Annotated in this window: 11 protein-coding genes, 1 tRNA gene and 1 pseudogene; 9 read left to right on the top strand and 4 right to left on the bottom strand. The window is 62.5% G+C overall.

All coding sequences use genetic code 11. The annotated features are described in order from the left end of the window. The first annotated feature begins 2 nt into the window (after window positions 1-2). A complete protein-coding gene (locus tag ACP8JZ_RS05475) occupies window positions 3-1,157 on the top strand; it encodes a DNA-processing protein DprA (protein WP_306517189.1) in 1,155 nt (384 codons plus the stop codon). A gap of 242 nt (window positions 1,158-1,399) precedes the next feature. Here the strand turns inward: ACP8JZ_RS05475 and ACP8JZ_RS05470 are convergent, their stop codons facing one another. Further along, window positions 1,400-1,624, bottom strand: a complete 225-nt coding sequence (locus tag ACP8JZ_RS05470; RefSeq protein WP_021104707.1) for a CsbD family protein — start codon at window positions 1,622-1,624, stop codon at window positions 1,400-1,402. Window positions 1,625-1,928: 304 nt separating this feature from the next. Here ACP8JZ_RS05470 and ACP8JZ_RS05465 point away from each other — a divergent pair, with 304 nt between their 5' ends. Then, window positions 1,929-3,566, top strand: coding sequence for a coiled-coil domain-containing protein (locus ACP8JZ_RS05465; RefSeq protein ID WP_306517190.1), 1,638 nt, complete (start codon window positions 1,929-1,931; stop codon window positions 3,564-3,566). A gap of 304 nt (window positions 3,567-3,870) precedes the next feature. Here ACP8JZ_RS05465 and ACP8JZ_RS05460 read toward each other — a convergent pair. Further along, a tRNA-Leu gene (locus ACP8JZ_RS05460) sits at window positions 3,871-3,957 on the bottom strand. Window positions 3,958-4,100: 143 nt separating this feature from the next. Between ACP8JZ_RS05460 and ACP8JZ_RS05455 the strand changes: the two genes are divergently transcribed. Then, window positions 4,101-5,450 carry a M20/M25/M40 family metallo-hydrolase gene (locus ACP8JZ_RS05455; protein ID WP_306517191.1) on the top strand — a complete coding sequence of 450 codons (1,350 nt, stop codon included), beginning with the start codon at window positions 4,101-4,103 and terminating at the stop codon, window positions 5,448-5,450. 1 nt (window position 5,451) lies between these two features. Next, window positions 5,452-6,735, top strand: a complete 1,284-nt coding sequence (locus ACP8JZ_RS05450; protein ID WP_306517192.1) for a citrate synthase — start codon at window positions 5,452-5,454, stop codon at window positions 6,733-6,735. Between the two features lie 224 nt (window positions 6,736-6,959). On the opposite strand, the gene ACP8JZ_RS05445 is transcribed toward ACP8JZ_RS05450, so the two are convergent. After that, the gene (locus tag ACP8JZ_RS05445) at window positions 6,960-7,949 is read right to left on the bottom strand and encodes an aldo/keto reductase (RefSeq protein ID WP_306517193.1); all 990 of its coding nucleotides are present in this window, start codon (window positions 7,947-7,949) and stop codon (window positions 6,960-6,962) included. A 107-nt stretch (window positions 7,950-8,056) separates the two neighbouring features. Here ACP8JZ_RS05445 and ACP8JZ_RS05440 point away from each other — a divergent pair, with 107 nt between their 5' ends. The 4 genes and pseudogenes from ACP8JZ_RS05440 (at window position 8,057) to hisG (ending at window position 10,798) form a co-directional block, all read left to right on the top strand. Beyond that, the gene (locus ACP8JZ_RS05440; protein ID WP_306517194.1) at window positions 8,057-8,638 is read left to right on the top strand and encodes a DUF3090 family protein; all 582 of its coding nucleotides are present in this window, start codon (window positions 8,057-8,059) and stop codon (window positions 8,636-8,638) included. Between the two features lie 162 nt (window positions 8,639-8,800). Then, entirely contained in the window at window positions 8,801-9,523 is a 723-nt protein-coding gene (pnuC, locus tag ACP8JZ_RS05435; protein ID WP_286318555.1) for a nicotinamide riboside transporter PnuC, read from the top strand. A gap of 101 nt (window positions 9,524-9,624) precedes the next feature. Continuing rightward, window positions 9,625-9,891, top strand: coding sequence for a phosphoribosyl-ATP diphosphatase (locus ACP8JZ_RS05430; RefSeq protein WP_023034023.1), 267 nt, complete (start codon window positions 9,625-9,627; stop codon window positions 9,889-9,891). A gap of 9 nt (window positions 9,892-9,900) precedes the next feature. Continuing rightward, window positions 9,901-10,798 (top strand): annotated as a pseudogene (gene hisG / locus ACP8JZ_RS05425) (ATP phosphoribosyltransferase). A gap of 5 nt (window positions 10,799-10,803) precedes the next feature. Here the strand turns inward: hisG and ACP8JZ_RS05420 are convergent. Next, window positions 10,804-11,316 (bottom strand): hypothetical protein, encoded by a 513-nt coding sequence (locus tag ACP8JZ_RS05420; protein ID WP_306517197.1) that lies wholly within the window; start codon window positions 11,314-11,316, stop codon window positions 10,804-10,806. 501 nt (window positions 11,317-11,817) lie between these two features. Here ACP8JZ_RS05420 and infC point away from each other — a divergent pair. Further along, window positions 11,818-12,540: a translation initiation factor IF-3 gene (gene infC, locus ACP8JZ_RS05415; protein ID WP_081659136.1), complete on the top strand. Its 723-nt coding sequence runs from the start codon at window positions 11,818-11,820 to the stop codon at window positions 12,538-12,540. Window positions 12,541-12,551 lie beyond the last annotated feature (11 nt).

Here is a 12,551-nt window from a genome sequence, read left to right as displayed (position 1 = left end):
TCATGACGTGGGACGACGAACGACGTGCCCGAGCTGGCCTGTGTGCAGTATGTTCCCCAGGAGATCCCTGGTTGCGGCGTGCGCTGCACGACAGGAGCGCAGTCGAGCTCTGGGACGTCATTTCACACAGCAGTGAGGAGGATGCTCGTACCAGACGAGCTCACAAGTTGAGCGTGGACAGGCTCATGGACACCACCGAGGAACTGGGTTTTGAATTCCTCATCCCCACCGATGAGCAGTGGCCGGTGAGCCTGGGCGATCTTGACTTTGTCGACGAGCACCTGGGTGGGCCACCAGTAGGGCTGTGGACCCGCGGACATGCCGACCTCGCCAACCGTGTCACGAACTGTGTGGCCATTGTCGGATCTCGGGCAGCGACGAGCTATGGGCAGGACGTTGCCTCGGAACTGGCCTTTGACCTCGCCCGGCGCAGTGACATTCCCGATCACACGTCGTGGACGATCATCTCTGGGGGAGCCTTCGGTGTCGACGTGGCGGCGCATCGCGGGGCACTGGCGGCGCGGGGTTGCACTGTGAGCGTTCAGGCAGGTGGGCTTGACCAGCTCTACCCGCGAGGGAACACCGCAGTTCTGGAGCACGTCGCCTGCGGTGGAGCATTGGTGTCAGAAGTACCGCCGGGTGCTCATCCCACCAAACCCGGATTCCTGGCGCGCAACCGTCTCATTGCAGCAATGTCTTCTGGAGTGGTCATCGTCGAAGCCGGGACTCGATCAGGAGCACTGAACACGACGATGTGGGCCAATGCGCTCATGCGACCTGTGATGGCCATTCCGGGGCCAGTGACCTCATCCATGTCCGCAGGTACCCATCGGCTCATTCGAGACAACCAGGCTGTTCTGGTACGCGATGCTGACGACGTCAGCGCCCAGATTGGACCATTGCAGCCTGAGCTGCCACCAGTGCGTTCGCCGCAGCGGCAGATTGACACCTTGCGCTCGGATCTGTTGGCAGTTCACGAGGCGCTCCCGGCCTCCGGGGGATCCTGGGTTGATGAGATCGCACTCGATGCTGGAGTGGCGGTGAGTGAGTGCCTGGCGTTGTTGGCGGAGCTGGCTGAGCTGGGGATGGCGCAGCGGGGAGCAGATGGCACCTGGTCAGTGGTACCACCATGGCAGCGGGGTGCGTGCGGCATGTGACTGATCTGCGAGTGACTGCTCACCCATGCAATTCATGGTGACGCATGAAGACGTCACGCAGTTCTGATTCTTGGACGTGGTTCCAAAAACTTTGGTGACACTAAGCATGTGTCAGTCATGCACTGATACTCACTGCAGATGGATCAGGGCGAGGAGTGGATGGGCGATGCCATCGGTAGACGGAAAAGGCCCGATCTGGACGGATCCAGATCGGGCCGACATGCCTGTTTCAGTGAGACGGCTCACTTGTTCTTGTCGGCAACCTCGGAAATCTTGTCGTTGAGGTTCGAGGTGGCTTCCTTGACGTCGTCCTTGAGTCCCTCGACGACCTGACCGAGCTTGCCCTTGGCCTTGTCGCTCGAGCCCTCGTTCTTGAGGTCCTGGCTGTCGGTAGCCTCCCCGATCTTTTCCTTGGCTGTTCCCTTGAGCTCGTCACCCTTGCTCTGAATCTTGTCGTCAAGTGCCATGTCAAGTCCTTTCGTGAACTGTTGTGGGAATGACGCTCGAGGTTCCCGAGCATCTGGATCCACTCATTGTGGATGGCTCCACAGGGCCGGTGTGTACCAGCACTGAGCACAATGCTACGTCGTTGTGCATTATTCCTGAGCTGAATCCAAGAATTTGTTGGTGTGTGCACGCAACAGTGTCGAAGCAGGGGCACTGTGGTGATCGAGGCGTGAGCACTCCGCAGCGAGGTGTGTCAGGCGACCAGCCCGGAACGACCACATGATCCATGTGAGATGTCACGCCGAGATGGCGTAGGTTTGTGCCATGAATGCACGCACCCCATTCATTGCCGGTCTCGTGACCGTTCCGCTGGCTGTTTCTGCCATCATGGCAGCTGCCCATCCCACCACGGCTGCCGCAGAAAGTGCCCCGGTTGTGCCCATCGTGACTTCCCAGAAGCACAACGAGTACGTCAACAGTCTCGCTGAGGCTAGGGATACGGTGGCGAACACGGAGGAACAGGAATCATTCACTCGCGACGAGACTGCAGCAGCCTTGAAGGCCACGGTGGCCGATGACGTTGCCGGGGTGGCGGCAGCCCAGACCAGTCTTGACGCCGCTCATGCGTCGCTGGCCGCTGCCAGGAAACGTGCGGTCAGCACCGAGAAGCAGGCCATGAAGGCCGGGGACAAGTTGACTGAGGCACGCAAGGTCTTCGAGGCGGCCAAGCAGAACTCTCGCATGACGAAGTCCGACCACGACGCCGCCCGGTCAGCGTACGAAAGCGCCAGGAAGGCTGCCGACGAGGCCGACGCAGAATTGGACAGGGCCAACTCGAAGGTCGCTGACACTGACAAGGCGAACTCCATTGCCCGGGGTGAGCTTGCCAAGGCGCAGAAGGCCGAGGTGCATGCCCAGGGCGTCTGTCTGGCCGCTCAGAGCGCCGTCGACCAAGCGGCGGCTGAGGTGGATCAGACAAGGGCTGCTCTGGCCGCAGCACTCGAGCAAGGCGTGGATTCACCCACGGATCTCCAGGCCAGGGTTGACGCTGCCCTGCGTGTCTGGAACGAGGCTGAGCATACGTTCGAGGATGCCAGAAAGAGCAGACTTCAGGCCGAGGAGGTCGTCTCCGCCGCGGAGAAGAAGGCCGAGGGAGCCACCCAGGCTCACGACGCCGCGGTTTCCGCCGGCTCCGATCTCGCTGCACGTCGTGCCCAGGCCCGGGCCACGCTGGATGCTGCCCGGCACCATCTTGCCGAGACCAGGAAGGCCGACGCCGACGCCCAGCAGCGCGTGGCCGAGGCCAGTGCTGTTGTGCAGGAGGCCAGTCAGGATCGCGCAGATGCCGTTGGAATGGTTGGTGCCACGTCCTCGGCTGTGGAGAAGGCGGAAGCAGACAAGGTTGCTGCTGATGAGCGTCTGGCCCATTGGAGCAACGTCATGATCGACGATCTCATTGCAGCGGGATCCTTCGGTGAGGACCCCACCATCGATGCCCTTGTCAAGAAATTTGTCCAGGCTCGTGCCACTGCGGAGTATGCCAAGGCGGCTCTGGAGAAGGTAGCTGCGACCGAGGCGGAGGACTCTGCTGCGTACGCCGCCGCCTTGGCCAGGTACCGGACAGCTGTGGCCGATCTGGACAAGGCCGAGAAAGCCCTCGCCACTCATCTTTCCGCCAACACTGGTCGAGAACGAGAAACTCTTTCCGCCATCACCAGCCGAGGAACGGATCAGAGCGCAAGGACCGCCTCCGAATTGCCATCTGCCACAGCTGGTACCACGACGGTCACCAATGTGTCGCACCGCAAGGTGGCTGAGCAGCCGGGTGGACGAGTGGACAATCCGGTACACATCGGACTGCCACCCACCGGTGTCGACTCCGATCCGGTGAGCAGCTTGGGCTACATCGCAGCATCCCTGACCCTCGCCATGGGGATCACGATTTCGCGTCGCAAACGCTGAGCAGCAGATTCTGCCTCCTCTACTTGAGTGTTCCCGGCCGCTCGGACAGCTGAAGGACGTTCATTGACTGGCATCCTCACACCCCAGTCTTGTCTCCGCAGGTTCCTGAGGGGTGTTCAGACGGTCGTCAGATCAGGTATGGATGGAAGCATTTGATCGGGGCGTGGCAGGTGAGCAGATGGGATACGGGTGCCGCCTCGTGCTCCGAGAAGTCTGTGCTGACGGATGTGAGGAGCGGGAGCACACGGAGAAGCAACAAGGCCGGTGACCAGGATTCTCACCTGGTCACCGGCCTACGCCACTGTGTCCGGAAGAGGACTTGAACCTCCACAGCCTAAAAGCGGCCACTAGCACCTCAAGCTAGCGCGTCTACCAATTCCGCCACCCGGACGTGTGTCCTGCTGAATCACGTATGAACCACTCGGACAAGACAAGGATAGTAGTGGAAGATCCAGCAGCAATGCAAATCAACGTTCGACCTCCCAGAATCTGGGCGGGTCGTGGCATGGCGATCGCCGGTGGCATCATTGGGTCATGGTAGACATCTCTTCACCAAGTGTCGTGTCCAACACCCCCGACGCCGAGGTCATCGACATCTGCCAGCGTCTGGTGCGTATCGATTCATCCAACTATGGGGCCAATGGAGCTCGTGGTGAGACCGAGGTTGCCGACGTCGTGGCTGAACTGCTTGCCGAGATCGGTGTCACGTCCACCCGGTACAGCGCCGTGGAGGGGCGTCCGTGCCTGGTGGCCGACTGGGTCCCCGAAGGTACGGACACCTCCCGTCCATTCCTGTTGTTGCATGGCCACTCCGATGTCGTCCCCGCTGCCGCCGAGGACTGGACGGTGGATCCGTTCAGCGGCGAGATTCGCGATGGATTTCTGTGGGGCCGTGGCACGTTGGACATGAAGGACTTCCTTGCGATGATCCTCTCAGCCATTCGGGCCAGACACCGCCGTGGCGAGGTGCCGTCGCGTCCAGTTCGATTCATCCTCTTCGCCGACGAGGAAGGTTCGGGTGATCTGGGCTCCACCTGGATGGGGCAGAACCATCCTGAGGTGTTCGACGGAGTCACCGAGGCCATCAGTGAGGTCGGTGGATTCTCCCTGCCCACCCCGTCGGGCAAACGCGCCTATGTCGTGCAGTCTGCCGAGAAGGGGCTGTGGTGGTTCCGCATGAAGGCCACTGGCCTGGCCGGACATGGGTCGATGCACAATCCGAACAATGCCGTCACTCGGCTCGCTGCAGCCGTCAATCGGATCGCAAGTCATCAGTGGCCAGATCTACGTCATCCCGTGCAGGAGGAGTTCCTCGCCAAGGCTGCCGAGCTGTGGAACCTCACCATCGACCGTGACAACGTGGAGAGGTCGCTTGCCCCACTGGGGCCGTTGGCGCTCATGGCTGGGTCCGGGTGCACCAACATGGTCACTCCCACTGTGCTCGACGCCGGTTACAAGGCCAATGTCATTCCCAGTCGTGCCACTGCCGAGCTGGATGCCCGATTCATCCCCGGTCACGAGGACGAGATGGTGGCCACCATCAAGGAACTTGCCGGCGAGGGGATCGAGTTCGAGACGATCAGTACCAAACCCTCGGTGGAGGCGCCGTGGCGCGGGCCTGCCGTGGATGCCATCACGAGTGCCCTGCAGGCCGAGGACGATGGTGCCGTCGTGCTGCCCTTCCTCAATCCTGCCGGCACCGATGGCAAGGGCTTTGGCGAACTGCCCAATGGTCGCCACATCGACTGCTACGGATGCACCCCGCTGCGTCTGCCCGAGGGCTTTGAGTTCCTGTCGCTGTTCCACGGTGTCGACGAGCGCGTCCCACTCGACGCACTGCAGTTCGGTGCCCGTGTCGTCGATCGAATTCTGGGGGAGTCCTGAGATGACGGAGAACACCTGCACCATCACCATTGACGGCAAGACCGTTGAGCTCCCGGTGGTCGAGGGGACGACGGGGGATCGGGCCATCGACATCTCGCGGCTGCGCGAACTCACCGGTGTGACGACCTTGGATTCGTCCTTGGCGAACACGGCGTCGTGCCGGTCGGCGATCTCGTGGATCGACGGCGAGAACGGGCGTCTGCTCTACCGAGGAATCCCGATCGAGACCTTGGCCGAGAACAAGGTGTCGTTCGTGGAGACGGCGATGCTGCTCATCACTGGTCGGCTGCCGACCCCGGCGGAGCGCAATGACTTTTCCGAGCTGTTGGCGCGCAACTCGGCACTGCATCGCAACATGGATCTGCACTTCAACGCCTTCCCGCCCAACAGCCATCCGATGGCGATCATGTCGGCGATGATCAATGCGATGAGCACCCATGATCGTCCGAAGATCACCGACGAGGACTCCGCCATTCGCAACTCGGCCAAGCTCATGTCGCGAGTGCGTACCATCGCAGCTGCGTCGTACAAGGCTTCGGTGGGTGAGCCAGCCATCTATCCGCGGATGGACCTCAAATACGTGGAGAACTTCATGCACATGATGTTCTCCCTACCGTACCAGCTCTACGAGCCCGATCCCGTCGCGGCACGTGCCCTCAACCTGTTCTTCGTCCTGCATGCCGACCACGGCCAGAACTGCTCGACGACGGCGGTGCGGACCGTTGGTTCCTCTGGTGCCAATCTGTTCGCCTCGGCCTCGGCGGGGGTGTGTGCCCTGTGGGGCGATCGGCACGGTGGGGCCAACGTCAACGCAGTTCGTCAGTTGCAGACCATCAAGGAATCTGGCCTCACCCCGGCGCAGTACGTGGCGCGAGCCAAGGATGGCAAGGTGCGCATTGCTGGTTTCGGTCATCGGGTGTACCGCAACTGGGACCCGCGGGCTCGGGTGCTGCGCAAGGTGGTTGGACCGCTGCTGGAGCGGATGGATCGTCAGGACCCATTGCTCGACATCGCCCAGGAGCTGGAGGAGGCCGTTCTGGCCGACGACTACTTCATCGAGCGTCGTCTGTACCCCAACGTCGATTTCTACTCCGGGATCGTGCTGCGAGCCCTGGGAATCCCGCTGAACATGTTCACCGTGATGTTCGCCATCGGACGGGTCCCCGGTTGGATCGCGCACTGGCTCGAGCAGTTCAACGATCCGAGCATTCGTATCTGCCGACCTCGGCAGGTCTACGACGGGCCGGCATCGATGACGTGGGTGCCTCGTGAGGAGCGGTCGTAACCACTGATTGCATCCAATCGCCCGGGGCCTGAATCGGCCCCGGGCGATTGGCACAGGGGTGGCTGGAAGGTGCGGGGATCCTCCGTTGGTGTGGAGGGTTGCCGTGCGGGCACCCGCACTGCGTGGGTACTTGCCCGTCTCGTCGGTGTCGATCGAGGAAACCTCACACCCGGTGAGCGGAGGCGTTCCAGGACACCCCACGGATTCTCAGTCCACGTACTCGGTCAGCCCTGGCCGGCGTCCTGCTGGGGTTTGCGTCGAGCCAGGTTGGGCCCACCGGTGATGTCGTCGAGGGCCGTGGTGATCTCGTCGGGCAGGCTCATGTCCGCTGTCGCGAGCAGCTCTGCAAGTTGCTTGCGGTGGCGCGGTCCCACCAGGGCACATGCCACCGTCGGTGCATCTCGCACCCAGCACAGTGCCACCTGGGCTGGCGTCATGCCCAATCCTTCTCCGGCCTTGGCCACGGCGTCGACGACGGCTCGAGGCTTTTGCGCCAGATATGGCTCGACGAACCACGAAAGTTCCTGCGATGCCGCCCGGGAGTCACGCGGCGTGTCGGTGCGGTAGCGTCCGGCCAGCACACCTCGTCCCAGGGCCGACCAGGCGAGGATCCCCATGTGGTGGAAGGCTGCTGCCGGGATGACCTCGATCTCGGCGCGACGTGCCAACAGGGAGTACTCCACCTGGTTGCTGACGATGGGGATGCGCGATCCCATGGCCTTCTGCCAGGTGGCCGCAGTGGCCGACTGCCACCCCACGAAGTTCGACACCCCGACGTAGCGAGCCTTGCCGGAGGTCACTGCATGGTCCAGCACCTCGCAGGTTTCCTCGATCGGTGCGGATCCCCAGGCGTGCACCTGCCACAGGTCGACGTGATCGGTCCTCAGGCGTCGCAATGAGCCCTCCAGATCCTTGAGCAGAGCAGTTCTGGAGGTGTCGATGATCCGGGTGCCGTCCTCGACGCGGAATCCGGCCTTGGTGGAGATGACGAGATCGTCACGAGTCAGGTCGGTGTGCATGAGCTTTCCCAGCAGCTCCTCGGCCTGACCGGAGCCATAGGTGGGCGCGGTGTCGACGAGCGTGCCACCGGCTTCGACGAAGTCATGCACCATGGCCCGGGCCTGCGCGGTCGGGGTGGTGCTTGCCCACGTCAACGTCCCCAACCCCAGCCGTGACACCTGCAGGCCGCTGGCTCCGACGGTTCTCGACGCCATCTGTGTCCTTCCCATGAGATTCTCGACACAAACCATAATGGCAAGAGTCGGCGAAGGCTGGGCAACGTGCGTCGGTGAAACCGTCATCAGGCACTACAGTGAGCTGCATGACGCGTATCACCCATCGGCTCCATCACCCCGATCGCGTCGTCGCCGGCAGTGTGGGGGAGCCTGGACATCGTACCTTCCACATTCAGGTGCGTCAGTCCAATGAACTGTTCACCATGCTCTGCCACAAGGAACAGCTGCAGACCCTCGCCGACAGCCTCGATCGGCTGCTCAACGATCTGCATCGACTTTCGGAGGGACGACTACCCATCCCGCCCCAGGCGGATGAGGCTGATGATCAGCGGCCCCTCGAGCTGCCGATGGAGACCGAGTTCGAACTGGGCACCGTTGCCCTGCTGTGGGAGGAGATCCGCAATCTGGTGGGGCTGGACTTCTTCGCAGTCACCGATGACGAGGTGATGGCTGCCGATCCGCAATTCCTGCTCGATCTCTCTCCCCAGGCCGCTCCTGACTCGGTGGAGATTCGAATGCCTCCCGCAATGGCTCGTCAATTCGCCGCTCGGTGCCGGCAGGTCATTGCCGCTGGACGTCCGATCTGTCCGTTCTGTGCCCAGCCCATGAACCCCGGTGGCCACCTCTGCCCTCGTGCCAACGGATATCGACGGCCGCTGTTCCTGTGACCATTCGTGTACCGTGTGTCCACCGATGGTGGTGGGGCTGGGATGAGTGTCGGTGCAGCCAGCATGGCTGTCCATCGGCACCCCAGGAGGAACCTGACAGGGTCTCACCGTTGTCAACAGGTGCTGCCCCGGGGAGCGGCAGTCGTGGGGGAGGGGAGTTTCATGGGTGAGGCGCTGACTCAGATCGTCAATGCCCAGCTGGACGTGGGTCTGGGCAAACCGGTGCTGTACCGAGAGGTCGTCGGCAACGTCTTCGGACTCGCCTCGGCCATCGGTGGTGCTCATCGGAAGGTGTGGGCGTGGCCGGTTGGCATCATGGGAAATCTCGTGCTGTTCACCGTGTTCCTGGGTGCGGTGTTCCACACCCCGCAGAATCTCGACATGTGGGGGCAGGCCGGTAGGCAGGTGTTCTTCCTCATCACCTCGGCCTATGGCTGGATCGTCTGGGCCGGCACCCGACGGGGCAACGTGACGTCCAAGGTTGGGGTCTTCCCACGTTGGGCCACCCGATCCGAGCGTGTCGTCGCTGGAGGAGCTGCACTCATCATGCTTGGTGTCTGCTACGTCGTCCTCAGGGCATTGGGATCGTGGGGGCCGCTTGCCGACTCATGGATCCTCACCGGCTCCATCCTCGCCACCTTCGGGATGGCACGTGGCTGGAACGAGTTCTGGTTCGTGTGGATTGCCGTGGACGTCGTCGGTGTTCCGTTGCTGCTCGCGGCCCAGTACTATCCCAGTGCCATCATGTACATCTTCTACGGGCTGTTCTGCCTGTACGGTTTTCTGCTGTGGCGTCGGACCCAGAGGGAACAGTCCCGGAAAACCGATCTGGCTGCCAGATCCCACGTTCCCGGTGAGACCTCGGGGCCGCGACAGACGCACTGATCCGATTCCCCCATCCGAAAGTGTTCGGAGGGCTCTGGGCAACCGGGTCCGCTGGTTGAGCACGACGAGGAGACGATCACGGGGCAACTTACCCTTGAGTCGTGAGCAAATCGTTTGAGCAGCTTTTCGCAGAACTCACCACCAAGGCCCGCAATCGCCCCGAGGGCTCCGGCACCGTCGCCGAGCTGGACCATGGCGTGCATGCCATTGGCAAGAAGGTCGTCGAGGAGGCGGCTGAGGTGTGGATGGCCGCTGAGTACGAGGGCAAGGATCGTGCTGCCGAGGAGATCAGTCAGGAGATCTATCACCTGCAGGTGATGATGATCAGTCTTGGCCTCACCTTGGACGACGTGTATGAGTACCTGTGAGGTGTGATGATGTCGAGATCAGTCCCCAACCCTGATCAGTGCGCAAACTCGGACCTGCTGCGCATAGCCCTGCCCAACAAGGGCACCCTGTCGGACGCGTCGGCTCAGCTGTTGCGGGAAGCCGGCTATCGGCAACGCACCGATCGCAAAGACCTCACCTTGCGAGACGAGGACAATGGCGTCGAGTTCTTCTATCTGCTATCTGCGTCCGCGTGACATCGCGGTCTACGTGGGTGAGGGCACCCTGGATCTGGGCATCACCGGGCGAGACCTGTTGCACGACTCCGGTGCCTCGGCAGCGGAGGTTCGGGGCTTGGGCTTCGGACGTTCCCGGTTCCGCTTTGCCGGTCCGCAGACGGGAGCACGCACTCCCGCCGAACTCGACGGGCGACGCATCGCGACCTCCTATCCCCGGTTGCTGCAGGAGTTCCTGACTGCCCACTCCATCGACGCCCGCATCGTCAAACTTGACGGCGCAGTGGAGTCATCGATCAGCTTGGGGGTGGCCGATGCCATTGCCGACGTCGTGGAGACCGGTACGACCCTGCGTAAGGCTGGGCTGAGTCTCTTCGGTGAGACGATCCTGGAGTCCGAGGCGATCGTCATCCAACGCCAGGACTTCACTGGTGGAACGATCTTCGAGCACTTCCTGCAACGCATCAATGGTGTCCAGGTGGCGCGGGAGTACGTCATGCTCGACTACGACGTGCCGGAGGACGCTCTGGACCGCGTCATCGAGTTGACGCCGGGGTTGGAGTCCCCGACGATCTCCCCGCTGAGCAGAACGGGGTGGTACGCCGTGCGCGCCATGGTGGGTCGCGGACTCGTGCAGTCACTCATGGACGAGCTGTGGGATGCCGGTGCCCGTGCGATCATCTCCACGGAGCTCTCGGCCTGCAGATTGTGAGCGGTTCAGATCCCGCGATCCTTGAGGATCTTCTCGAGCTCCTCGTCCTCGGGTGACATCCCGGATCTGCGGGACGCAGCGGGTGAGGATGCGGTCCGTCGGGTCTTGGTGGCTCCTGCCTGAGAGGACTGAGAGGTGGGCGCAGTGGGCTTCCCCGCCGCTCCGGCAGCCCTGCGCTCCCGATGCTCGGCACGACGCTGTCGGGCTTCCTCCCTCGTCAGTGGGGTCATGAATCCTGCCCCGATCCATGTGAGCAGGCCGATGGCGGCGACGATCACACCCGTCCAGATCGTCGTCGTCATCTGGGTGTGTGCGAACCAGTTCACCACGAGGGCGAGTGCGCGTACCAGCAGCCGCATGAGACCTGTGACGAGCAGGCCGATGGGAACGAGCGCCAGGCCCAGTCCGCGGAGCACGGGCCGCCAGGAACGTCGGGCGAGCCATCCGAATATGGCCCAGAGCACTGGGAGCACGGTGGTGATGATCGTGACGAGGATGACGATGCTGGTTTCGTCCATGCGTCAACCTAACCACATGCGAGATGACGGTGGTCCATATTCGCTCAGGACGAGCGAGTACGTGGACGATGGGGAGGGTTGTGGTGTCGCAGACCTGTCACGTGTGCGCAGCGGTGGGCGCACAACGGTAGGATCGGGTGGGCGTCCGACGTGGTCATTGCGGATCATTGCGAGGCATGGGGAACGCTGCCACGATCTTGTGGCAGGGATTTTGTGCCAGGTCCCAGCTGTTCTATACTCTCCGCGTGACCAGCCGCGAGGTGGTCTGTGGAAGTGGAGGCCTGATCTCCCACCCGAGCGGAGCTCGTGACTGCGAGCAGCTCAGAGTTTCTGCCGGGTTCGTGGCCCGTCGTCAAGACGTGCTGGCTGCTGCGTGTTGACATGCGTCGCCGCAAGCAGTTCTGTGTCAGGCTCCTGCATCTGCAGGAGCCTTTTTGTCTGTCCTGACTCGGTCGGTCCTTGGCATTGTGCACATGAGCACAGTCGGGCCAACTGTCGCGGTTGTCACGGTCGACGAGAATACGAGTCCTTGGAGGAAGCATCAGCACTGAACCCCGCATCAACGAGCGGATCCGAGTTCCCGAGGTACGCCTGGTCGGGCCAAATGGCGAACAGGTCGGTATCGTCCGGGTGGAGCAGGCCATGCAGTTGGCCCGTGAACATGGACTTGACCTGGTGGAGGTGGCCCCGCAGGCCCGTCCCCCTGTCGTCAAACTCATGGACTACGGCAAGTTCAAGTACGAAGCTGCCCAGAAGGCCCGTGAGGCTCGTCGCAATCAGTCGAATGCCATCATCAAGGAGATGAAGCTTCGGCCCAAGATTGACGATCACGACTACGAGACCAAGAAGGGCCATGTCGTGCGCTTCCTCAAGGGCGGCGACAAGGTCAAGATCACGATCATGTTCCGTGGGCGTGAGCAGTCTCGGCCGGAGCTCGGCGTCAATCTCCTCAAGCGTCTTGCCGACGACGTGGCCGAGTACGCCACCGTCGAGTCGCCTCCCAAGCAGGAGGGGCGCAACATGCTCATGATCCTGGCCCCGACCCGCAAGAAGACCGAGGCGCGTGCCGACCAGCGTGCCGAGCGTGATCGCAAGGCTGCCGAGCGTGCCGCCGCGGCCGAAGCGGACAAGGCCTACGAGGCCCGTCAGCGAGCCGCAGCCGCTGGGCAGGCAAAGAAGAAGAAGGGTCCCGCCGACAACATGGACCCTGACATCGACCTCTGATCCGTCGGGGA

This window comes from Cutibacterium sp. LaCa_286 (genome assembly GCF_057198075.1).
The sequence above is the reverse complement of the archived record's forward strand: the minus strand, read 5'-3'. Positions and strand labels throughout refer to the sequence as shown.

Bases quoted from the DNA above. Each gene is read 5' to 3' on its own strand.
- ACP8JZ_RS05450 (WP_306517192.1), top strand. From the start codon at position 5,452: ATGACGGAGAACACCTGCACCATCACCATTGACGGCAAGACCGTTGAG.
- ACP8JZ_RS05445 (WP_306517193.1), bottom strand. From the start codon at position 7,949: ATGGCGTCGAGAACCGTCGGAGCCAGCGGCCTGCAGGTGTCACGGCTG.
- ACP8JZ_RS05420 (WP_306517197.1), bottom strand. From the start codon at position 11,316: ATGGACGAAACCAGCATCGTCATCCTCGTCACGATCATCACCACCGTG.
- ACP8JZ_RS05440 (WP_306517194.1), top strand. From the start codon at position 8,057: ATGACGCGTATCACCCATCGGCTCCATCACCCCGATCGCGTCGTCGCC.
- ACP8JZ_RS05455 (WP_306517191.1), top strand. From the start codon at position 4,101: ATGGTAGACATCTCTTCACCAAGTGTCGTGTCCAACACCCCCGACGCC.
- ACP8JZ_RS05470 (WP_021104707.1), bottom strand. From the start codon at position 1,624: ATGGCACTTGACGACAAGATTCAGAGCAAGGGTGACGAGCTCAAGGGA.
- ACP8JZ_RS05465 (WP_306517190.1), top strand. From the start codon at position 1,929: ATGAATGCACGCACCCCATTCATTGCCGGTCTCGTGACCGTTCCGCTG.
- ACP8JZ_RS05475 (WP_306517189.1), top strand. From the start codon at position 3: ATGACGTGGGACGACGAACGACGTGCCCGAGCTGGCCTGTGTGCAGTA.
- pnuC (WP_286318555.1), top strand. From the start codon at position 8,801: ATGGGTGAGGCGCTGACTCAGATCGTCAATGCCCAGCTGGACGTGGGT.